The organism is Paraburkholderia unamae, assembly GCF_003268775.1.
In the GTDB taxonomy this organism is placed as follows: domain Bacteria; phylum Pseudomonadota; class Gammaproteobacteria; order Burkholderiales; family Burkholderiaceae; genus Paraburkholderia; species Paraburkholderia unamae.
In genome coordinates this window covers 89,286-111,680 of sequence record NZ_QLSU01000010.1, presented here as the reverse complement: position 1 = coordinate 111,680, position 22,395 = coordinate 89,286, and the positions used below count along the sequence as shown (strand labels likewise).

At 64.5% G+C, this 22,395-nt stretch carries 19 protein-coding genes; 14 read left to right on the top strand and 5 right to left on the bottom strand.

Features of this window, described 5'->3' with window-relative positions; all coding sequences use genetic code 11:
• Window positions 1-372: 372 nt before the first annotated feature.
• Together C7401_RS18030 and uraH are read right to left on the bottom strand one after the other, a co-directional pair.
• Window positions 373-1,566: a urate hydroxylase PuuD gene (locus C7401_RS18030; RefSeq protein WP_112172766.1), complete on the bottom strand. Its 1,194-nt coding sequence runs from the start codon at window positions 1,564-1,566 to the stop codon at window positions 373-375.
• 205 nt (window positions 1,567-1,771) lie between these two features.
• Window positions 1,772-2,125: a hydroxyisourate hydrolase gene (gene uraH, locus C7401_RS18025; RefSeq protein WP_112172765.1), complete on the bottom strand. Its 354-nt coding sequence runs from the start codon at window positions 2,123-2,125 to the stop codon at window positions 1,772-1,774.
• A 567-nt stretch (window positions 2,126-2,692) separates the two neighbouring features.
• Here uraH and C7401_RS18020 point away from each other — a divergent pair.
• Window positions 2,693-4,093 carry an 8-oxoguanine deaminase gene (locus C7401_RS18020; protein WP_112172764.1) on the top strand — a complete coding sequence of 467 codons (1,401 nt, stop codon included), beginning with the start codon at window positions 2,693-2,695 and terminating at the stop codon, window positions 4,091-4,093.
• 90 nt (window positions 4,094-4,183) lie between these two features.
• Here C7401_RS18020 and C7401_RS18015 read toward each other — a convergent pair whose 3' ends face one another.
• On the bottom strand, window positions 4,184-5,116 hold the full coding sequence (locus C7401_RS18015) for a LysR substrate-binding domain-containing protein (protein ID WP_112172763.1): 933 nt from the start codon (window positions 5,114-5,116) through the stop codon (window positions 4,184-4,186).
• Between the two features lie 253 nt (window positions 5,117-5,369).
• Between C7401_RS18015 and C7401_RS18010 the strand changes: the two genes are divergently transcribed.
• From C7401_RS18010 to C7401_RS17995, 4 genes are all read left to right on the top strand, one after another.
• Complete coding sequence (locus tag C7401_RS18010; protein ID WP_112172762.1) at window positions 5,370-7,007, top strand: ABC transporter ATP-binding protein; 1,638 nt, start codon at window positions 5,370-5,372, stop codon at window positions 7,005-7,007.
• 72 nt (window positions 7,008-7,079) lie between these two features.
• Window positions 7,080-8,186, top strand: a complete 1,107-nt coding sequence (locus C7401_RS18005; RefSeq protein WP_112172761.1) for an ABC transporter permease — start codon at window positions 7,080-7,082, stop codon at window positions 8,184-8,186.
• 39 nt (window positions 8,187-8,225) lie between these two features.
• Window positions 8,226-9,155: an ABC transporter permease gene (locus C7401_RS18000; protein WP_112172760.1), complete on the top strand. Its 930-nt coding sequence runs from the start codon at window positions 8,226-8,228 to the stop codon at window positions 9,153-9,155.
• A gap of 114 nt (window positions 9,156-9,269) precedes the next feature.
• Window positions 9,270-10,355 carry a BMP family ABC transporter substrate-binding protein gene (locus C7401_RS17995; RefSeq protein ID WP_112172759.1) on the top strand — a complete coding sequence of 362 codons (1,086 nt, stop codon included), beginning with the start codon at window positions 9,270-9,272 and terminating at the stop codon, window positions 10,353-10,355.
• A gap of 158 nt (window positions 10,356-10,513) precedes the next feature.
• On the opposite strand, the gene C7401_RS17990 is transcribed toward C7401_RS17995, so the two are convergent.
• On the bottom strand, window positions 10,514-10,723 hold the full coding sequence (locus tag C7401_RS17990; protein ID WP_112172758.1) for a dodecin: 210 nt from the start codon (window positions 10,721-10,723) through the stop codon (window positions 10,514-10,516).
• Between the two features lie 187 nt (window positions 10,724-10,910).
• Here C7401_RS17990 and C7401_RS17985 point away from each other — a divergent pair, with 187 nt between their 5' ends.
• The 5 genes from C7401_RS17985 (at window position 10,911) to C7401_RS17965 (ending at window position 17,423) form a co-directional block, all read left to right on the top strand.
• Complete coding sequence (locus C7401_RS17985; protein WP_112172757.1) at window positions 10,911-11,810, top strand: NAD(P)-dependent oxidoreductase; 900 nt, start codon at window positions 10,911-10,913, stop codon at window positions 11,808-11,810.
• 277 nt (window positions 11,811-12,087) lie between these two features.
• Window positions 12,088-13,680: an ABC-F family ATPase gene (locus tag C7401_RS17980; RefSeq protein ID WP_112172756.1), complete on the top strand. Its 1,593-nt coding sequence runs from the start codon at window positions 12,088-12,090 to the stop codon at window positions 13,678-13,680.
• A 227-nt stretch (window positions 13,681-13,907) separates the two neighbouring features.
• Window positions 13,908-15,341, top strand: a complete 1,434-nt coding sequence (locus C7401_RS17975) for an aldehyde dehydrogenase family protein (RefSeq protein ID WP_112172755.1) — start codon at window positions 13,908-13,910, stop codon at window positions 15,339-15,341.
• 163 nt (window positions 15,342-15,504) lie between these two features.
• Window positions 15,505-16,695: an NAD(P)H-dependent flavin oxidoreductase gene (locus tag C7401_RS17970; protein ID WP_112172754.1), complete on the top strand. Its 1,191-nt coding sequence runs from the start codon at window positions 15,505-15,507 to the stop codon at window positions 16,693-16,695.
• Between the two features lie 68 nt (window positions 16,696-16,763).
• A complete protein-coding gene (locus C7401_RS17965) occupies window positions 16,764-17,423 on the top strand; it encodes an OmpW/AlkL family protein (RefSeq protein WP_372460431.1) in 660 nt (219 codons plus the stop codon).
• A gap of 49 nt (window positions 17,424-17,472) precedes the next feature.
• On the opposite strand, the gene C7401_RS17960 is transcribed toward C7401_RS17965, so the two are convergent.
• Complete coding sequence (locus tag C7401_RS17960; RefSeq protein ID WP_112172752.1) at window positions 17,473-17,676, bottom strand: DUF1289 domain-containing protein; 204 nt, start codon at window positions 17,674-17,676, stop codon at window positions 17,473-17,475.
• Window positions 17,677-18,196: 520 nt separating this feature from the next.
• Here C7401_RS17960 and C7401_RS17955 point away from each other — a divergent pair.
• The 4 genes from C7401_RS17955 to C7401_RS17940 all read left to right on the top strand — a co-directional run bounded on the left by C7401_RS17955 (window position 18,197) and on the right by C7401_RS17940 (window position 22,319).
• Complete coding sequence (locus tag C7401_RS17955) at window positions 18,197-19,297, top strand: polyamine ABC transporter substrate-binding protein (protein WP_112172751.1); 1,101 nt, start codon at window positions 18,197-18,199, stop codon at window positions 19,295-19,297.
• Window positions 19,298-19,411: 114 nt separating this feature from the next.
• Entirely contained in the window at window positions 19,412-20,572 is a 1,161-nt protein-coding gene (locus tag C7401_RS17950; protein WP_112172750.1) for an ABC transporter ATP-binding protein, read from the top strand.
• On the top strand, window positions 20,569-21,504 hold the full coding sequence (locus tag C7401_RS17945) for an ABC transporter permease subunit (protein ID WP_112172749.1): 936 nt from the start codon (window positions 20,569-20,571) through the stop codon (window positions 21,502-21,504). Before C7401_RS17950 ends, C7401_RS17945 begins: the two co-directional genes overlap by 4 nt.
• Window positions 21,501-22,319, top strand: a complete 819-nt coding sequence (locus C7401_RS17940) for an ABC transporter permease subunit (RefSeq protein ID WP_112172748.1) — start codon at window positions 21,501-21,503, stop codon at window positions 22,317-22,319. The genes C7401_RS17945 and C7401_RS17940 overlap by 4 nt, the downstream gene beginning before the upstream one ends.
• Window positions 22,320-22,395 lie beyond the last annotated feature (76 nt).

Here is a 22,395-nt window from a genome sequence, read left to right as displayed (position 1 = left end):
CTCTGATATTCAATTTGTTGAATTAAAGAATCGTCCCGCAGAGCAGGCTGGTTGCATCCCGATTCGGCAATGCGAGCAAAGCGGGAAACCCCCGAAAAGCCTGCAACTAAGGCTTTCTATTAAGGGGGCGATCAGACTCTATTTGCTGGCAAGCAAGTGATACATAAGACGACTCTTAAAAATTATTTATACTTATACGTCAGATTTTTTGTTATGGAAATTTCTCTATTTGCAATGGTTTTTATTGAGAATTTTCGTACGAGACGCGGTTCAATATATTTATTTCATATGCGATTTCTGCCCGCCAAAGAAAAAAGCCCGAAGCGCACTGCGCTTCGGGCTTCCTCGCTCTAGCGAGAGGGCGTTAGTCGATCACGGCTTCGCACCGCCCTGGAACCAGGCGGCAATCTTTTGCCGCTCGTCGTCGGTCATGTGCGTGACGTTGCCAAGCGGCATCGCCTTGAGCGTCACAGCCTGCTGATACAGCCGTTGCGCGTTTTGCGAGATTTCATCGGGCGTATCGAACATCACGCCAGCGGGCGCTGCGCCCATCATCGTCGGGTGCGCCGAGTGGCATGAGGCACAGCGCTGCTGGAGGATCGGCTGGATGTCGGCGACCTTGAGCTGGGGCGCGTTCGCGGCTTCGGCCTGCGGCACAACCGGGCGCGGCAGCGTCCATACCAGCGCGACGAACATCAGCGCCACGCCGCCGATCGGCAGATACCAGAGTTGCTGGCCGCGATGGCGCATCACGAAGAACTGACGAATCAGCGCGCCTGCCAGCATGATCACCACGAGCACGGCCCAGTTGTAGGCGTGCGCATAGGTCATGGCGTAGTGATTCGACAGCATCGCGAACACCACGGGCAGCGTGAAGTACGTGTTGTGCACCGAACGCTGCTTGCCGCGCTTGCCGTAAATGGGGTTCGGCACTTCGCCCTTGAGCATCGCGGCGACCATCTTGCGCTGGCCGGGGATGATGACGAAGAACACGTTCGCCGACATGATCGTCGCGAGCATGGCGCCCATGATGAGGTACGCGGCGCGGCCCGAGAAAATATGGCACGCGAGGTACGCGGCGATCACGACATAGATGCCCACGCAGGCGCCGAGCAGCTTGTCCTTCGTGCCGAGCGCGCGGCACAGCGAGTCATAGACGATCCAGCCCGCGGCGAGGAAGCCGAGCGCCGAAAAGATCGCGACGACCGGACCCATGTCGAGCACGTTCTTGTCGATCAGGTACGTGTTCGGCGCCATGAGGTACAGCACCGTGAAGAGCGACGCGCCCGAGAGCCACGTGGTGTACGACGGCCACTTCGACCAGTGCAGGTCGTCGGGCATTTCGGGCGGCGCCACGGTGTACTTCTGCATGTTGTAAAAGCCACCACCGTGCACGTGCCACAGCTCGCCGAACACGCCGCGGCGGCGCTGGTTCGGGTCCGTGGGTGGTTTGAGGCTGTTGTCGAGCGCGACGAAATAGAACGACTCGCCAATCCAGGCAATCGCGGCGATGACGTGGAACCAGCGCAGTGCGAGGTTCAGCCAGTCGGTAATAAAGCCTTCCATGAAACTCCTCCACTCCTGATGCATTGCGCGTGCGTCGGGACGCCTGCGCGAACTGCGGGGTATGCGCGCGTCGCGCAGCCAGGGACGTTTGACGCCCCGGACGCTGCCGCGCTGCCGTTGTTGTTCGTATAACCTTGGGGCTTCATCAAGCGGGCGCCAAGATCGCCTGAAACGCCCTGTGGTGAGACTGCGATGCGCCAGCCGCTCAGCTACCCCGATAGGTGCTGTACGACCACGGCGAAACGAGCAGCGGCACGTGGTAGTGCGAACCGGCGTCGGCGATGCCGAAGCGCAGCACGACACGGTCCACGAAGCGCGGCTCGGGCACGTTCGCGCCGAGCGCGGCGAAATAGTCGCCGGCGTGGAACACGAGTTCGTATTCGCCTTTCTCGAGCGTTGCGCCTTCCAGCAGCGGCTCGTCGCAGCGGCCGTCGTGATTGGTGGTGACGGTCTTGAGCGCGCGGCGTGCGTCGCCCGAGAGCGCAAAGAGCTCGACCTTGATGCCCGCGCCGGGACGGCCGTTCGCGGTGTCGAGCACGTGGGTAGTCAGCTTGCCCATTCGCAGTTTTCCTTGTGAGTGCCTGGTGCGATTGCGATGTTCCGGCAACTGTCCTCGATCCCATGCGTGATGCATTGCGGCGGATCGAGGCTCCACGTGAGTGGCTACATACCCGTCGGCGGATCGAATCGAGCGCCGTGAACGCATTTTAAGAACGATCGCACCCGGCGCGCGCGAGCGATAGGAAAGATAAAGCTTCGCGCATAGGGGTGCGCCCTGGGTGCCGCGCTCATGGCGCCCCGGATTGGTTCGCCCCATGCAGGTATCGTAGCGACGCCAAAATTCGACCTTTATATGCGTGGCGTGAATGTGGGTATCGCAGCGGCGTGAATTGCCACGATTATTTTGGCTGAGGATCGTTGTGGTCATGCGCAGCGCGTGCTGCGCGTCCCGAAGACGGCGTCGGACGCCGGGTAACCGGGCCAGCGGCGTCCTCCCCGGGACGCGTCGGCACCGGCGCCTGGGCGGCCGGCCTGACCGGCGGGTGCGGGCGAGGGCGTCTGGTTCACACGCCTGGAACGAGCCGGACTGGCTCGCCACGGCACGACAACGGAGCGAACGAGGACGATGGAACGCACACTCGCACAAGGGCAAGCTTTGCCGAAACCCGGCCGGACCTTGCTGCTCAAGCATGCCGACATGCTGTTGACGATGGACGGCGCGCGCCGCGAGATTCGCGGCGGCGGCATTTACGTGGAAGACAACCGCATTGTCGCGGTCGGGCCGACGGCGGAACTCCCCGCCACGGCCGACGAGGTGATCGACGCGAGTGGCCACCTCGTGACGCCGGGGCTCGTCAACACGCATCACCACATGTACCAGAGCCTGACACGGGCCGTGCCGGCCGCCCAGGATGCCGAACTGTTCGGCTGGCTCACGAATCTCTACAAGGTATGGGCGAACCTCACGCCCGAGATGATCGAGGTTTCCACGCTCACGGCGATGGCGGAACTGCTGCTCTCGGGCTGCACGACCTCGAGCGATCATTTGTACATCTACCCGAACGGCAGCCGTCTCGACGACAGCATCCGCGCGGCGCAACGCATCGGCATGCGCTTTCACGCGAGCCGCGGCAGCATGAGCGTGGGCCAGAAGGACGGCGGCCTGCCGCCCGATTCCGTGGTTGAGCGCGAGGACGCGATTCTCGCCGACACCCAGCGCCTCATCGAGACCTATCACGACGAGGGCCGCTACGCGATGCTGCGCGTCGTGGTGGCGCCGTGTTCGCCGTTTTCGGTGAGCCGCGATCTGATGCGCGAATCGGCGGTGCTGGCGCGCCACTACGGCGTGTCGATGCACACGCACCTCGCCGAGAACGTCAACGACATCGCCTACAGCCGGGAGAAGTTCGGGATGACGCCCGCCGAGTACGCCGAGGATCTCGGCTGGGTGGGCCGCGACGTGTGGCACGCGCACTGCGTGCAGCTCGACGATCACGGCATCGGGCTTTTCGGCCGCACGGGCACGGGCGTCGCGCATTGTCCATGCTCGAACATGCGGCTCGCCTCGGGCATCGCGCCGGTGAAGAAGATGCGGCTTGCAGGGGTGCCCGTGGGGCTCGGCGTGGACGGCTCGGCGTCGAACGACGGCGCGCAGATGGTGGCCGAGGCGCGCCAGGCCATGCTGCTCGCGCGCGTGGGTTTTGGCCCGGACGCGATGACGGCACGCGAGGCGCTCGAAATCGCCACACTGGGCGGCGCACAGGTGCTCGGGCGCGACGATATTGGCGCGCTGGCGCCCGGCATGGCGGCCGACTTCGTCGCGTTCGACCTGCGGCAGCCGCTCTTTGCCGGGGCGCTGCACGATCCGGTTGCGGCGCTCGTGTTCTGCGCGCCGTCACAGGTCGCGCTGAGCGTGATTGGCGGACGCGTGGTCGTGAAGGAGGGCGTGTTGCAGACGGTGGAGCTTGGGCCGGTAATCGAGCGGCACAACCGGCTCGCGGCGCAGCTCGTGCAGATGGCGCGCTAGGGAAGACCTGCGGCAGCGCGCTTCAGGGCGCGCGCCGCACAGGGCTGACAAAAATGCGTGGCGGGCCGCAGCATCGTGCGGCCGCCGCGCTCAGGGCTTGTCGATCAGCGTCTTGGTGGCTTCGGCCACGAGGCCGCGCAACCAGCGTACTTCGTCCGAGTAATGACAGCGTTCGTGCCACAACTGGTAGTACTGCATGGGCGGAAAGTCGAGCGGCGCGGGCACGACCGTGAGCGGCAGGAAGCGCGCGTAGTGGTCGGCGAAGAGGCGCGTGGTCGTGAAGATCAGGTCCGACTTGATGAGCACGTAGGGCGCGAGATTGAAGTACGGCAGCGTGACGACCACGTGGCGCTTGAGGCGCTCGCGGGCGAGGTGCACGTCGATGGCGCCGCGCTGGCCCACGGAATAGGGCGTAGGGGCGAGATGCGGCGCGTTCAGGTACTGGTCGAGCGTGAGCCCGCCGCGTTTGGCGAACGGGTGCGTGTTGCTCATCAGGCAAACGATCTGGTCGACGAACAGATTCGAGAGGTGCAGTTGCTCGGGCGGTTCGGGCCAGTTGCCGATGACGATGTCGAGCTTGCCTTCTTCGAGCGCGAGTTCGTAGTCGAACGCGGGGCCAAGCGAATGGAATTCGAGCGTGGCGTTGGGCGCGGCCTGACGAAAGCGCTCGACCACGGTCGGCACGAACAGGACGTTCAGATAGTCAGGACACCCAATCCGGTAACAACGGATGGACGTGGCCGGGTCGAAATTGTGTTGCTGGAAGCGAATGCGCTCGATCTCGCGCAGCGCGTTCTGCACGGGCTCGAGCAGGCGCAGGCCGTACTCGGTCGGCACCATGCCGGACTTGCCGCGCACGAGGAGCGGGTCGCCGGTGATGTCGCGCAGGCGCCGCAGCGCCGCGCTGATCGCGGGCTGGGACTGATTGAGCTTGACGGCGGCGCGTGTCACGCTGCGCTCCATCAGAAGCGTGTGCAAGACGCGCAAGAGGTACGTGTCGATCGCCTCGCGTTGCTGACTCATGAATTCTCCGATTATATGTTCTGGCTGATCGATGGGGTTCGGGGGTATATGGTTTTTAATATGTACAAAAAACGCCGTCAAGCGAGGCTTACCCCGAGTCGCCCGCGCGGCGGGGCAACGGTGAATTTTGGCGGCTCGACCTTGGCATGGCTAACGGGTATCTTCACCCCGCGCGAGTGTGCGCAACGCCTGGCCGCGGCGGTACGCGTCAAACGGCTTTGAAACAGCAATAACGTACAACGGCGGAACCTCCATGGGCGATTCATCTCCACGTCAGGCCAGGGGCGCGCAGGGCGAGAACACGGACAAGGGCGTCCCGCGCCTCGCGCTTGGCGGCATTACGAAGCAGTACCCGGCGGTGCGCGCGAACGACGACGTCACGCTCTCGGTCGCGCCCGGCGAAATCCACGCGTTACTCGGCGAAAATGGCGCGGGCAAGAGCACGCTCATGAAGATCGTCTATGGCGCGGTGCGCCCTGACGCGGGCGAGATTCGCTGGGAAGGTCAGGTTGTCGAGATCGGCAGCCCGGCCGCGGCGCGCAAGCTCGGCATCGGCATGGTGTTCCAGCATTTTTCGTTGTTCGAAACACTGACCGTTGGCGAGAACATCGCGCTTTCGCTCGACGAAGCGTTCGACCTGAAAGCACTGGGCCAACGCATTCGCGAGGTGTCGGCGCAGTACGGCCTCGACGTCGATCCGCAGCGGCACGTGCACAGCCTCACGGTGGGCGAGCGCCAGCGCGTGGAGATCGTGCGCTGTCTGTTGCAGAACCCGCGTCTGCTCATCATGGACGAGCCGACTTCGGTGCTCACGCCGCAGGCGGTGCGCAAGCTGTTCGGCACGCTGCGCCGTCTCGCTTCGGAAGGGTGCAGCATCCTCTACATCAGCCACAAGCTCGACGAAATCCAGGAGCTGTGCGACACGGCCACCGTGCTGCGCGGCGGCAAGGTCACGGGCCGCGTGATTCCGCGCGAGGAAACGCATGCGTCGCTCGCGCGGCTGATGGTCGGGCGCGAACTGCCCGACTACACGCGCCGCGCGCATACGCCCGGCGACGTGCTGCTCGACGTAACGCATCTCTCCATGCCGAGCGACGATCCGTTCGGCACGTCGCTCAGCGACGTTTCGTTCGGCGTGCATGCGGGCGAGATTCTTGGCATTGCGGGCGTCTCGGGCAACGGTCAGGCGGAACTGCTCGCCGCGCTGTCGGGCGAGGCGCAGGCGGCCCGCCACAACGTAGCCGCCGACGCGGTCAAGCTTTGCGGCAAGCCGGCGGGTCGTCTTTCGGCGGGCGCGCGGCGCAGGCTCGGCTTCGCGTTCGTGCCCGAGGAGCGGCTTGGGCGCGGCGCGGTGCCGGCCATGTCGCTCGCGGAGAACGCCTTGCTCACCGCTCATCGCGAAGGCATGGTGCGCTCGGGATGGCTCAAGACCGGCGCGATGCGCGCATTCGCCGAGCGCTGTATCGGCGCGTTCGACGTGCGCTGCGGCGGCCCCGACGCGCTTGCGCAAAGCCTCTCGGGCGGCAATCTGCAAAAGTACATCGTGGGACGCGAAATTCTTCAGGCGCCGAAGGTGCTCGTGGTCGCACAGCCCACCTGGGGCGTGGACGTCGGTGCGGCCGCGTTCATCCGGCAGCAGTTGCTCGACCTGTCGGCGCGCGGCGTGGCGATCCTCGTGATTTCCGAAGAACTGGAAGAACTCTTCGACATCTGCGACCGCATTGCGGTGCTCGCGGGCGGACGGCTTTCGCCCGCGCGTTTGACAGGCGAGACCAACGCCGAGGAAATCGGCCGCTGGATGGCCGGGCTGTTCGGCGAGCGCGCCGATCGTGGCGACGGCGGCGCGGGGCGCAACGGCGAGCCGCCCGCACAGACCGTGGCGAACGCCTGAGGCCCGACGCATCACCCGGCCACGCGCGGCGCGCGCAAATCACTCCCGAGACCGACCACCGACTTCACCACCATGATCCTTCCGTACCGACTCGAAGCCCGCACGACGCCGTCGCGCACGGTGCGTATCGCCGTGCCGCTCATTGCGGCGCTGCTCACGCTCGCCATCGGCTTCCTGATCTTCGGCCTCGTAGGCCGCGATCCCATGCAGGCGATGTACGCGTTCTTCATCGAGCCGCTGTCGAGCGTCAACGGCTGGTCCGAACTGCTGCTCAAGGCCTCGCCGCTGTGCCTGATCGCGCTGGGCCTGGCCGCCGGCTATCGCGCGAACGTCTGGAACATCGGCGCGGAAGGGCAGATGGTGCTGGGCGGCATCGCGGCGAGCGGCGTGGCGATCTACTTCGATCAGGCGACAGGCTGGTGGATCCTGTTCCTGATGATGATTGCGGGCGTGCTGGGCGGCATGGCCTGGGCGGCGATTCCCGCATGGCTCAAGAGCCGCTTCAACACCAACGAGATTCTCACGAGCCTGATGCTCACCTACGTCGCCACGCAACTGCTGATCTGGCTCGTGAGCGGCCCGTGGCGCGATCCGCAAGGCATGAACTTTCCGCTCTCCGAAATGTTCAGCGGCGACGCGCTGTATCCGACCTTTGGCGGCGACTGGCGCATTCACTGGCTGCGCGGCACGCGTCTGAACGCGTCGATCTTCCTCACGCTCGCGGCCATTCCGCTCGTCTGGCTGTTCATGCGCCGCAGCTTCGCGGGCTACCGCATGAGCGTGGGCGGGCTCGCGCCCCTCGCCGCGCGTTACGCGGGCTTCTCGGAGAAAAAGACGATCTGGACCTCGCTGCTGCTCTCGGGCGGTCTTGCGGGCCTCGCCGGGATGGGCGAGATCGCCGGGCCGATCGGCCAGTTGCAGGCCACGTGGTCGCCGGGCTACGGCTTCACGGCCATCATCGTCGTGTTCGTCGGGCGCCTGCACCCGTTCGGCATCGTGCTCGCCAGTCTGCTGATGGCGCTGCTGTATCTCGGCGGCGAAGCGGTGCAGACCTCGCTGCAATTGCCTCAGGCGCTGTCCGGCGTGTTCCAGGGCTTGCTGCTGTTCTCCCTGCTCGGCGCGGACCTCTTTGTGAACTATCGCGTGCGCCGCCATCATCCGGTCGCAGCCACTAACTGACCGGCGCAATCCAGAGAAAAACAATACGGGCCACACGACATGGATATCCAGCAAGCCAGCTCGCTCGCATCGAGCGCCGTCACCGCCGCCATTCCGCTCATGTTCGCGGGCGTGGGCGAACTCGTCACCGAAAAATCAGGTGTGCTCAATCTGGGCGTCGAAGGCATGATGCTGATGGGCGCCGTCACGGGCTACGCGGTCACGACGATCACCGGCAGTCCGTGGCTTGGCCTCGTCGCGGGCATGGTCGCAGGCGTGGCGATGGCGTTGCTGTTCGGCTTTCTCGTGCTCACGATGCTCGCCAACCAGGTCGCCACGGGCCTTTCGCTCACGATCTTCGGCGTCGGGCTGTCGGCCTATGTGGGCAAGCCGTACACCTCGGCCGCGACGTCGGCCACCATTGCCGCCTGGCCGATTCCGGGTCTCTCGCAGTTGCCCGTGATCGGACCGGCGTTCTTCAGCCTCACGCCCGTCGATTACCTCGCGTTCATCATGTTCGCCGTGGTCGCCTGGTTTCTGTATCGCACGCGCGCCGGGCTCGTGCTGCGCTCGGTGGGCGAGTCGCCGCAGGTCGCGCATTCGGTGGGCTTTCCGGTGATCGGCGTGCGCTATGGCGCAACGGCCTTTGGCGGCGCGATGGCGGGTCTTGCGGGCAGCTATTACTCGGTGGTGCAACTGCACCTGTGGCAGGAGCAGATCACGGCCGGGCGCGGCTGGATCGCGCTCGCGCTCGTGGTGTTCGCCACCTGGCGTCCAGGGCGTCTGCTGATCGGCGCGCTGCTGTTCGGCGCGGTCACGGGCGCGCAGTTCTACGCGCAGGCCGTGGGCGTGCCGGTGCCCACGCAGTTTCTCGCCATGCTGCCGTACGTCGCGACAATCGTCGTGCTCGTGCTCATTTCGCGCAACCCGAACACGATTCGCCTGAACGCGCCGGCCTCGCTCGGCAAGCCGTTCTTTGGGGCGGCTTAGGCCGGCCGCCTGGTTTTTCGCCATTGATCGGGATTGCTGACCAGTACGCGGTCGGTGTCCGATCACCACGCTTCGCATGCTCGCAGTCATTCCATCCACGACAGGAGATCCACGATGAAAAAAACCATCCTGACCGCTTTCGCCGTCGCCGCCACGTGCGGCACGGCGGCGCTCGCGCCGCTGGCCCAGGCCGCTGACGCGCCGGGCGTCGCGTTCGTCTATCTCGGCAATCCGGGCGATGCCGGTTGGACCTTCGCGCACGATCAGGGCTCGAAGGCCGCCGAGCAGAAGTTCGGCAACAAGATCAAGATCACGCGCGTGGAGAACGTGCCGGAATCGGCGGATTCGGAGCGCGTGTTCCGCGATCTCGCGAGCAAGGGCAACAAGATCATCTTCGGTTCGAGCTTCGGTTATCAGGACTTCGAACTGAAGGTTGCGAAGGACTTCCCGGACACTGTGTTCCTGCACGCCACCGGCTACAAGAAGGCGCCGAACTTCGGCACCTATGACGTGCGCATGTATCAGGGCGCGTATCTTGCGGGCGTCGCGGCCGGCTACGCCACCAAGACGAATACGCTCGGCTTCGTGGCCTCGGTGCCGATTCCCGAGGTCGTGCGCAACATCAACGCGTACACGCTCGGCGCGCGCTCGGTGAATCCGAAGGTCCACACCAAGGTCATCTGGATCAATAGCTGGTTCGATCCGGGCAAGGAAAAGCAGGCCGCCGAAACGCTGATCGGTCAGGGCGCCGACGTGCTGCTCCAGAACACCGATTCGAGCGCCACGCTCGCCACGGCCGAAGAGAAGAAGGTCCACGCGTTCGGCTGGGATTCGAACATGAAGAAGTTCGGCCCGCACGCGCACCTCGGCTCGGTCGAGGCCAACTGGGGCGTGTATTACGTCGCCGCGATCCAGCAGGTGCTCGACGGCAAATGGAAGAACGACCCCGTGTGGTGGGGTATTCCGCAAAAGGCCGTGGATCTCGGCGACGTCAACACGTCCGAGCTTTCGGCCGACGCGCAGAAGGCCGTTGCCGCGAAGCGCGAGGCGATCGCCGCCGGCAAGTGGGATGTCTTCACCGGCCCGATCAAGGACCAGACCGGCGCGGTCAAGATTCCGGCGGGCAAGACGCTGACCGACCCGGAACTGCAACGCCTGAACTGGTACGTCGAAGGCGTGGACGGTTCGCTGCCGAAGTAAGCGCGAGCGCTTTCTTCGGACGATTCGGGCGTCCGGACGAGGAACGGCTGCACGTAGCCTATGGGGCTCGCGCAGCCGTTTTTCCTTGCCGGCGCGTAAAAAACGGGGGCGAGGTCTATGCCTGCACTCAGGACAATGCCTGCCGCAGGGCATCTACATCAATCGTCGATGCGGATGCCCACTTTGATCGTGACCTGCCAGTGCGAGATCTGATCGTTTTCGATCAGGCCGCGTGTTTCCACGACCTCGAACCAGTGCAGGTGGCGCAGCGTCTTCGACGCGCGCGCAATGGCGCCACGGATGGCGTCGTCGCTCGATACCGTGGACGAGCCGGTGAGTTCGATCTGTTTGTAGACGTGGTCGCTCATGGCGGTGTCTCCTCGTAGGGCGCGCGGCGAGGGCGCGTCAATCGAGTATAGGTAACGCACTCGCGCGCGGGCGCGAAGGTGCGAAGGTACGAAGGCCCGATGGGCGCGGCGCCGGGTATGATGGCGCCTCGCAAGAAATCGAGCATCGGACGTGCCTGCGGGGCGCCCGGCGCAGGAGACGGAGAAGATGGACAAGCACGAATTGGGTTTTTGCGGACCGGGGCTGATGGGCGCGCCGATGATCCGCCATTTGCTGCGCGCGGGGCACGCGGTGCGCGTATGGAACCGCTCGCCGCAGAAGGCCGAGGCGCTCGTCGCCGACGGCGCACAGGTGGCGGCCACGCCGCGCGAACTCGCCCGCGCGGCGGAGGTGGTGCTGCTGTGCGTCGCGGACGCGGCGGCCGTCGAGTCCGTGGTGTTCGGCGAAGAGGGGCTGCTGGCAGGCGGAACGGGCGAGGGCGTGCGTGTGCGCTGCATCGTCGATCATTCGAGCATTCCGCCCGATGCGACGCGCAGGCTCGCTGAGCGCGCGGCGGCGCTGGGCGTGGGCTGGATCGACGCACCGGTTTCCGGCGGCGTGGCGGGCGCGCAGAACGGCACGCTCGCGATCATGGCGGGCGGCGCGGCGACCGATGTCGAAGCCGTCTCGCCCATCCTCGCCGCCTACGCTTCGCGTATCACCCATATGGGCGGCGCGGGCGCGGGACAGACCACGAAACTGTGCAACCAGGCGATCGTCACGGCCACGGTGGCGGCGATCGCCGAGGCGGTGAGCCTCGCGCGGCGCAGCGGCATCGACGCGGCGAAACTGCCCGAGGCGCTCGCGGGCGGCTGGGCCGACTCGACGCTCTTGCGCACCTTCGTACCGCGCATGACACAGGACGGCCTCGAGCCCATCGGCGCGCTCAAGACGTTCCAGAAAGACGTGGACACGATTGCCGCGGCGGCCATGCAAACCGGTACGCCTATGCCCGTAGCGGGCACGGTTCAGCAGTTGCTGCGCCTTGCCGCGGCGATGGGCCTCGCGCAGGCCGATTTTTCGGGTTTCGTCGACGTGCTCCAGACGCCGCGCACCGGCGAGGCCTGACGCTCGAAGCCGCGAAGGCGTGCTGTGGCCACGCAATGTGGCCCTCAATGCGACCCGCGCCGGCCGCCTTCATATTGCGCACTTATCGGCGTGTCATGCTTGCGGCAGGGCGGCGCGCGCCGTCGTTCGCGCCCGCGCGATCCGCGCCGGTTTTTCCGCGGGCTCGCGCCGCGATCCTGCGTGCGCGGCGGGCCTCCGGCGGCTGGAACTCGCGCGCGAAGTGGCATAACCTGCTAAAATTACAGGTTTTTCGTCGATCTACTTTCCGGGACGCGCTGTGCTCTCTACCGCCAACATCACCATGCAATTCGGGCCGAAGCCCTTGTTCGAGAATATCTCGGTCAAATTCGGCGAAGGCAACCGCTATGGCCTGATCGGCGCGAACGGTTGCGGCAAATCCACGTTCATGAAGATCCTCGGTGGCGATCTCGAACAGAGCTCGGGCAACGTGATCCTCGAGCCGAACGTGCGTCTGGGCAAGCTGCGCCAGGACCAGTTCGCGTACGAAGACGTGCGCGTGCTCGACGTCGTCATGATGGGCCACACCGAAATGTGGGCCGCGATGACCGAGCGCGACGCGATTTACGCGAACCCCGAGGCCACCGACGACGACTACATGCACGCCGCCGAACTCGAAGCGAAGTTCGCCGAGTACGACGGCTACACGGCCGAGGCTCGCGCGGGCGAACTGCTGCTGGGCATCGGCATTGGCACGGAATTCCACACTGGCCCGATGAGCGCTGTGGCGCCGGGCTGGAAGCTGCGCGTACTGCTCGCGCAGGCGCTGTTCTCGAAGCCTGACGTGCTGCTGCTCGACGAACCGACCAACAACCTCGACATCAATTCGATCCGCTGGCTGGAAGATGTTCTGAACGAGTACAACTCGACCATGATCATCATTTCCCACGATCGACACTTCCTGAACCAGGTCTGCACGCACATGGCGGACATGGACTACGGCACGCTGAAGGTCTACCCCGGCAACTACGACGACTACATGCTGGCGTCGACCCAGGCGCGTGAGCGCCAGGCCAATGCCAACGCCAAGGCGAAGGAACGCGTGGCCGACTTGCAGGACTTCGTGCGCCGCTTCTCGGCAAACAAGTCCAAGGCGCGCCAGGCCACCAGCCGTCTGAAGATGATTGACAAGATCAAGATCGAGGAATTCAAGCCCTCGTCGCGCCAGAACCCGTTCATCCGCTTCGAATTCGAAAAGAAGTTGCACAACATCGTCGTGGTCGCGGAAGAGATCACGAAGACGTATGAGCGCCGCATCTTCAACAAATTCAGCATCAGCGTGCAACCGGGCGAGCGCATCGCGATCATCGGCGAAAACGGCGCGGGCAAGACCACGTTGCTGCGCTCGCTGCTGGGCAAGCTGGCCGTCGACAACGGCTCGGTGAAGTGGGCCGAGAACGCGAGCATCGGCTACATGCCGCAGGACACGTACGAAGAGTTTCCGGCCGACGTCACGCTGATGGACTGGATCGACCAGTACCGTCAGGAAGGCGACGACGAGCAGTCGGTGCGCGGCACGCTGGGCCGTCTGCTCTTTAACGCCGACGACATCCGCAAGTCGGTGAAGGTGCTGTCGGGCGGTGAGAAGGGCCGCATGATCTGGGGCAAGCTGATGCTCGGCCGTCACAACGTGCTGCTCATGGACGAGCCCACGAACCACATGGACATGGAATCGATCGAGTCGCTGCAAATCGCGCTCGAGAAGTTCGAAGGCACGCTGATTTTCGTGTCGCACGACCGCGAATTCGTGAACGGTCTCGCGAACCGCGTCATCGAAGTGAAAACCGATGGCAAGATCAACGACTACAGCGGCAACTACGAGGACTTCCTCGCAAGCCAGGGGCTGCATTGAGCATCGGTCGCTGATCGAAGCATGAAATGAAAACGGGCGGCGCGGTGAGCGTCGCCCGTTTTGTTTTGGGACTGACGTTGCGGCATTCCTGGCGCACTCAAGTCCGGGCGTCGTTTCTCCCATTTCATCCGGCGCTTTCCGTTTGCGTCAACCACGCTAGAATGCGGGATCGACGCGGCCAGGCCGCGATAAACCGCCAAACGAACACGGAGACAGGAGCACCGCCCATGAACGACTACACCCAGCTCTACATCAACGGCCAATGGGTCGCGCCCCACGGCAAGGGCACGATCGACGTGATCGACTCGGGCACCGAATCGATCATGGGCCGCATTCCCGAAGGCGTAGAGGCCGATGCCGAAGCGGCCGTCGCCGCCGCGCGCGCCGCCTTCAACGGCTGGGCCGCGACGCCCGCCGCCGAGCGCGGCGCGTATCTGCAAAAAATCGCCGACAACCTCAAGGCCCGCACCGATGAACTCGCGCAATTGATCGCGGGCGAAGTGGGTATGCCGCTGAAGCTCGCGCGCGCAATCCAGGTGGGCGGCCCCGTCTACAACTGGGGCGCCTATGCGAAGCTTGCGAGCGATTTCCCGTACGAGGAGCGCGTGGGCAACTCGCTCGTGGTGCGCGAGCCGGTGGGGGTCGTCGCGGCCATCACACCGTGGAACTATCCGCTCAACCAGATTACGCTCAAGGTCGCCGCCGCGCTCGCGGCCGGCTGCACCGTCGTGCTCAAGCCTTCGGAAATCGCGCCGCTCAACGCGTTCGTGCTCGCCGAGGCCATCCACGACGCGGGCCTGCCCGCGGGCGTGTTCAACCTCGTGACGGGCTATGGCCCTGTGGTGGGCGAACTGCTCGCGCGTCACGCGGACGTGGACATGGTGTCGTTCACGGGTTCGACGCGCGCGGGCAAGCGCGTGTCCGAAGTGGCCTCGGCTACCGTCAAGCGCGTGGCGCTGGAACTCGGCGGCAAGTCGGCCGCCGTCGTGCTCGACGACGCCGATTTCGCGGCCGCCGTGAAGGGCACCGTGGGCGCGTGCTTCCTGAACTCGGGGCAGACCTGCTCGGCGCACACGCGCATGATCGTGCCGGAGTCGCGCTACGAAGAAGCGCGCGAGCTGGCGAAGCAGGCCGCCGAGGCGTTCACGGTCGGCGACCCGCGCGACGAGAAGGCCAGGCTCGGCCCGCTCGCCTCGAAGGTCCAGCAGGAGCGCGTGCAGCACTACATCGCGCGCGGGATAGCCGACGGCGCCGAACTCGTGACCGGCGGCCCGGGCCTGCCCGAGGGCGTGACGAAGGGCTTCTTCGTGAAGCCGACCGTGTTCGGCCGCGTGCCGCGCGACGCGGCCATCGCACAAGAAGAAATCTTTGGCCCGGTGCTCACGATTCTGACGGCGAAGGACGAAGACGACGCCGTGGCGATCGCCAACGATTCGCTCTACGGTCTCGGTGGTGCCGTCTGGGCCGGCAGCGACGAGCGCGCGGCAAGCGTGGCGCGCCGTATCCGCACGGGCCAGATCGACATCAACGGCGGCACCTGGAACATGGCCGCGCCGTTCGGCGGCTTCAAGCAGTCGGGCCACGGCCGCGAGAATGGCGCGTACGGCCTTGAGGAATACCTCGAGTACAAATCCATGCAGTTCAAGGTGCCGAAAGCCTGATGAGGCATCTCGTCGCGTCATCGCAAATCTTGTAGTGCGACGTGTTGATATAAATCACTGATGCGGCTGCCTTTACCGGCGGCCGCATTTTCTTTTGATTCTGGTCAATATCATCTGTGGGGTACGCGCGACCATAAGCGCTTTGTCATCGACAGAGCAAAACATGTTTCCTGCACACTCCTTCGCACCGCTCGAAATTCGCGGCCGTCAACTGCTGCCCATCGTGCAGGGCGGCATGGGCGTCGGTATTTCGGCGCACCGGCTTGCGGGCAGTGTCGCGCGCGAAGGCGCGCTCGGCACCATCGCGAGCATCGACCTGCGCCATCATCACGGCGACCTCATGGAAATGTGCCGCGCCGATCCGTGCAACGAAACGCTCACGCGCGCGAACCTGATCGCGCTGGGCCGCGAGATCGCCGCGGCACGCAAGCTCGCCGGCGGCAACGGCATGATCGCCGTGAACGTCATGAAGGCCGTGAGCGCGCATGCGGACTACGTGCGCGCCGCCTGCGAGCACGGCGCCGACGCCATCGTGATGGGTGCGGGCCTGCCGCTCGATCTGCCCGACCTCACGGCGGGCGTCGACATCGCCCTCGTGCCGATTCTGTCCGACGCGCGCGGCGTCGCGCTCGTGCTCAAGAAATGGATGAAGAAGGGGCGCCTGCCCGACGCCATCGTGATCGAGCATCCGGCGCATGCGGGCGGCCACCTCGGCGTGACCGATATCGCCGACATGGACAACGCGCGCTTCGCGTTCGCGCAGATCTTCGAAGAACTCGAAGGCGTGTACACCACGCTCGGCATCACGCGGCGCGACGTGCCGCTCGTCGTGGCGGGCGGCGTCAACAGCCATGAGGCCGTGCGCAAATGGCTCGAAGCGGGCGCCAATGGCGTGCAGGTCGGCACGCCGTTCGCCGTGACCGAGGAGGGCGACGCCCACCCCGAATTCAAGCGGGTGCTGGCCGAGGCGAAGCCCGAGGACATCGTGGAATTCGTGAGCGTGACGGGGCTGCCCGCCCGCGCCGTGAAAACGCCGTGGCTCGAACGTTACCTGCGCAACGAGTCACGCATCCGGGCCAAGATCGGCTCGCTCAAGCTCGCCTGTCCAACCGGGCTCGAATGCCTTTCGGCGTGCGGGCTGCGTGACGGCATCGAAAAGTTCGGGCACTTCTGCATCGACACGCGTCTCGCCGCGGCGCTGCGCGGCGATGTCTCGAACGGTCTGTTCTTCCGCGGCCGTGAAGCGTTGCCATTTGGCAACACGATTCGCAGTGTGCGCGACCTTTTGGAGCTGTTACTGACAGGAGTTGCGCGACCTGCGGTCGCACATCGGGCCGCCTTCGCACTGGCTTGATGGGAGTCAAAACTCCGTCGGACCCCGTCTCTGACAATTTGTAGGCCGCTGACAGGCCACACTTATAGATACGGGGAAATACGATGCAACACGCAGTGAGAAAGATTGCAGCAACGTGCGCGCTCATGATGAGCGCCGCCTTTTTTGCCGCGCCGGCCAATGCAGCCGGCTCGCCCGACTCGGGCATCTACGCAGGCGACTGGCTGGTCCGTCTGCGCGCCATCGAGATCGCGCCGGAGGCACGGGGCAGCGGTCCGCTCGGCGCGCTTGGCGCCGACGTGAATAACGCGCTCGTGCCTGAAGTCGACTTCACCTACATGGCGACCGACAACATCGGCGTCGAACTGATTCTCGGCACGTCGCGCAACCAGGTGACGTCGAACATCGGTGCGCTCGGCGGCGTGGGCGTGCTGCCGCCCACGCTCCTGCTCCAGTACCACTTCAACAATGCGGGCAAGGTGCGGCCGTACGTGGGCGCGGGTATCAACTACACGCTGTTCTACAACAACGGTCTGCACGCGGGCGGCCAGTCGGTTTCGATCGACAACCATAGCTGGGGTCCGGCGTTGCAGTTCGGCATCGACTTCCAGGTGACGAAGCGCATCTTCGTGAACGCGGATATCAAGAAGATCTGGATGCACACCGACGCGTCGCTGGCCGGCACGCCTCTCGGCACCCTGCATATCGATCCGATCATCGTGGGCCTCGGCGTCGGCATGAAGTTCTGAGCGCCTGCCTGCCTCTTTGCAAACGCCGGCTTGTCCGGCGTTTTTTATTTCAGGCGCGATCCTTCTGGAAGCGCATGGCGGTGCCTTCGCGCTCGATGCGCTCCCATACGGCGCGCTTTTCCTCGTCGCTCAGGAACACCCAGTTGGAGACTTCCACGGCGGTGCGCCCACAGCCTTTGCAGATGTCGTCGAAGAGGGTCGAGCACACGCCGATACACGGGCTGTCGGGAAGGTCGTGGAGATTGGATGCCATTGATGAGCCTTGGGGCGTGGCCGGCGCGTCGGGCGCGCCGGCATCGGTACGAAACGTCGCTATGTTAACCGATACGCGCCCAGGCGGCCGGTCGCACCCCTGGCGGCCCCCCGGCCGCGCGGCGGTGAGCGTCGATGCGCGATGGGTCAGCCCGCGCAACCGCAAGCTGATAGCAAGGTCGCGCAGACGAGCAGGCGGGGATTTCGGCGCGCCGAGACCGACAGGGACGCCGCTCGAAGCGGGACGTCGCGCATGCGCCACCGACGCGGATTTTTTGTGGACACGGCCCGTGAAACCGCTAAAATTGCGCGCGATTTACCGTCTGCGCGCGGGTGCGCCATGGTCCCATGGCTCATGCTCCGCATGTTCCGTTTGCGCGACATGCCGGCGTTTTATTTCTTGCCAGGCAGGTTTGATGGTAGGTTCGGGAAAGTCAGGGGAGCCGCTGCATACGTGACACGAAGCGCGGCACTAAGCGAGGCAGGCGGCCGGCAGGAGCCGGTCAGGATCGGAGAACGGGATGAAGAAAGGGGTGGTGGCGCAACTGGCCGTGCTCGCGCTGTGCGCGGCGCCGTGGCTGACGTCGGTGGCAAAAGACACGCAACTGAACGTGTACAACTGGTCCGATTACATCGCCAAGGACACGATTCCGAACTTCACGAAGCAAACCGGCGTCAACGTCAAGTACGACAACTACGACAGCGACGACACGCTTCAGGCCAAGCTGCTCGCGGGCAACTCGGGCTACGACATCGTCGTGCCGACCAGCAACTACGCAGGCAAGCAGATCGCCGCCGGCATTTTCTCGCCGCTCGACAAGTCGAAGATCCCCAACCTCAAGTATCTCGATCCGCAACTGATGGCGCTCGTCGCCGGTGCGGATCCGGGCAACAAGTACGCGGTGCCCTGGGCGTACGGCACCACCGGTCTTGCCTATAACGTCACGAAGGCGCAGCAGATCCTCGGCAAGGACGTGCCGCTCGACAACTGGGACATCCTCTTCAAGCCCGAGAACATCTCGAAGCTGAAAGCCTGCGGCGTGTCCGTGCTCGACGCGCCCGACCAGATGTTCGCGGCCGCGCTGCACTACATCGGCAAGGATCCGCTTTCGACGAATCCGGACGACTATCGCGCCGCGCTCGCGATGATGAAGAAGATCCGCCCGTACATCACGCAGTTCAACTCGTCGGGCTACATCAACGACCTCGTGGGCGGCGACATCTGCTTCGCCTACGGCTGGTCGGGCGACGTCGTAATCGCCAAGCATCGCGCCATCGAGGCGAAGAAGCCGTACAAGATCGAGTACTACATTCCGAAGGGCGGCGCGCCGATCTGGTTTGACGTGATGACCATCCCGAAGGATGCCCAGCACAAGGAAGCCGCGCACGAGTGGATCAACTACATCGAGACGCCGCAAGTTCACGCTGCGATCACGAACACGGTCTTCTACCCGAGCGCGAACGCGGAAGCGCGCAAGTACGTGAACAAGGACATCGCCAACGACCCGGCCGTGTACCCGCCGCCCGAAGTCCTGAAGACGCTGTTCCTGCTCAAGCCGCTGCCGCCTGAGATCCAGCGTCTCCAGACGCGTCTGTGGACCGAGTTCAAGTCGGGCCGCTGACGCGGTCGGTGCAGCAGCCCAACGTTTTACCCCGAGCCCTCGGCAAGCCGCCGGGGGCTTTGTTCGTCAACCCCGTCCAGCATTCACGCAGAAACAGGCAGGGCAGAGAGAATCATGAGTGACCAGTCGAGCGCGCCGGCAACCGCCGGTTCGCTGCCTTCGGGCTTCGCCGCGGCAGATACGGCCGCGGACAACTTCGTGCAGATCGTCGATGTCGTCAAGAAGTTCGGCGAGACAACGGCCGTCAAGGGCGTCAATCTGTCGGTGAAGAAGGGCGAGCTGTTCGCGCTGCTCGGCAGCTCGGGCTGCGGCAAGTCCACCTTGCTGCGCATGCTCGCGGGTCTTGAGACCGTCACGTCGGGCAAGATCCTGATCGATGGCGAAGACCTCGCCGCGATGCCGCCGTACCGCCGCCCGGTCAACATGATGTTCCAGTCGTATGCGCTTTTCCCGCATATGACGGTGGAATCGAACGTTGGTTTCGGGCTGCGCCAGGAAGGCGTGAAGAAGGGCGAGCTGAAAGATCGCGTGGCCAACGCGCTCGAACTCGTGCAGATGTCGCGCTTCGCCAAGCGCAAGCCGCACCAGCTTTCGGGCGGCCAGCAGCAGCGCGTGGCGCTTGCGCGCTCGCTCGTGAAGCGCCCCAAGCTGCTCTTGCTCGACGAGCCGATGTCGGCGCTCGACAAGCAGATTCGCCAGCGCACGCAAATCGAGCTCGTCAACATTCTCGACAAGGTCGGCGTCACCTGCATCATGGTCACGCATGACCAGGAAGAGGCGATGACGATGGCGGGGCGCCTCGCGGTGATGAGCGAAGGCGAGATCGTGCAGCTCGGCACGCCCAATGAAGTCTACGAATTCCCGAACAGCCGCTTCTCGGCGGAGTTCATCGGTTCGACCAATCTGTTCGACGGCAACGTGGTCGAGGACGAGCCGGACCATGTGTTCGTCGAGTGTTCGGACCTGCCGGTGCGCCTCTATGTGAACCACGGCATCACGGGACCGCTTGGCATGCCCGTGACGATCTCGGTACGTCCCGAGCGCATCGCGCTCACGCGCAAGCCGCCCGAAGGCACGTTCAACTGGGGCAAGGGCATCGTGAAGAACATCGCGTACATGGGCGGCTACTCGCTCTATCACGTGAAGCTCGATTCGGGCAAAACCGTGGTCGCGAACATGTCGAGCCTCGCGCTCTCCGAGATCGACTCGCCCACCTGGGACGACGAAGTCTACGTGCGCTGGAGCGCTTCGGCCGGTGTGGTGCTGACGTCATGAGCGCGACGACTTTGCGCAACCTCCTGCACTGGCCGGCGAAGCGCTTCAATCTGACCGGCCGCACGGCGGTCGTGGCGGGGCCGTTCATCTGGCTGCTGCTGTTCTTCCTCGTGCCGTTCATCCTGGTGGTGAAGATCAGCTTTGCCGACCAGCAGCTCGGCATTCCGCCGTACACGGAACTCACGTCGTTCGCGGACGGCGTGTGGCACATCGCGCTCGACTTCTCGCACTATGCGTTCCTGTTCCAGGACAGCCTGTACTTCGCGACCTACGTGAATTCCGTGGTCGTGGCGGGGATCTCGACGCTGCTGTGCCTCATCATCGGCTATCCGATGGCGTACTACATCGCGCGCGCGAATCCGGCCTCGCGCAACATCCTCATGATGGCGGTGATGCTGCCGTTCTGGACATCGTTCCTGATTCGCGTATATGCGTGGATCGGCATCCTCAAGAACAACGGACTGCTGAACAATTTCCTGATGTCGATCGGCATCATCCATTCGCCCATCGAGCTTTATCACACGAACACAGCCGTCTATATCGGCATGGTGTATTCGTACCTGCCGTTTCTCGTGATGCCGCTCTACGCGCACCTCGTGAAAATGGACCTCACGCTGCTCGAAGCCGCGTACGACCTGGGCGCGAAGCCGTGGCGCGCGTTTATCGAGATCACATTGCCGCTCTCGAAGAACGGCATCATCGCAGGCTGTCTGCTCGTGTTCATTCCGGCGGTGGGCGAGTACGTGATTCCTGAACTGCTTGGCGGCGCGAACACGCTGATGATCGGCCGCGTCATGTGGAACGAGTTCTTCGACAATGCCGACTGGCCGATGGCCTCCGCCGTGACCTGCGCAATGGTGCTGCTGCTGCTCGTGCCGATGGCGCTGTTCCAGCACTTCCAGGCGAAGGAACTGGAGGGCCGCGGCAAATGAAACCGAATCGCGTATTGCAGTTCATCGCGCTCGGCCTCGGCTTCGCGTTCCTCTATATCCCGATCCTCAGCCTGATCGTCTACTCGTTCAACGAGTCGCAACTGGTGACGGTGTGGACGCGCTTTTCGACGCGCTGGTATCAGGCGCTCATCACCGACGACGAGTTGATCACCGCCGCGTGGCTGTCGCTGCGCATCGCGCTGATGACGGCGTTCGCCTCGGTGTTCATCGGCACGTGGGCGGGCTTCGTGCTCGCGCGCATGGGGCGCTTTCGCGGCTTCACGCTGTTCTCGGGCATGATCAACGCGCCGCTCGTGATACCCGAAGTGATTCAGGGTATTTCGCTGCTGCTGCTCTTCGTGGAAATGGGCAAGCTGATCGGCTGGCCTGCGGGGCGCGGCGTGTTCACGATCTGGATCGGCCACGTGATGCTGTGCATTTCGTACGTCGCCATCATCGTGCAGTCGCGCGTACGCGAGTTGAATCCGTCGCTCGAAGAGGCCGCGCTCGACCTGGGCGCGACGCCGTTCAAGGTGTTCTTCCAGATCACGCTGCCGCTCATTTCACAGGCGCTCGCGGCGGGCTGGCTGCTTTCGTTCACGCTGTCGATCGACGACCTGGTGCTCTCCGCGTTCCTTTCGGGGCCGGGCTCGACTACGCTGCCGCTAGTCGTGTTCTCGCGTGTGCGTCTCGGTCTGAACCCCGAGATGAACGCGCTCGCCACGCTGTTTATCGCGGTTGTGACGGTGGGCGTGATCTTCGGCAATTACTTCATGCAGCGCGCCGAACGCAAGCGCATGGCGATGGCGGTCTGATCACCCACGCGCTTCGAAGCGCATGAAAAGACGGCGCGCGGGCAGGAATGTCCGCGCGCCGTCTTCGTTTGGGCGG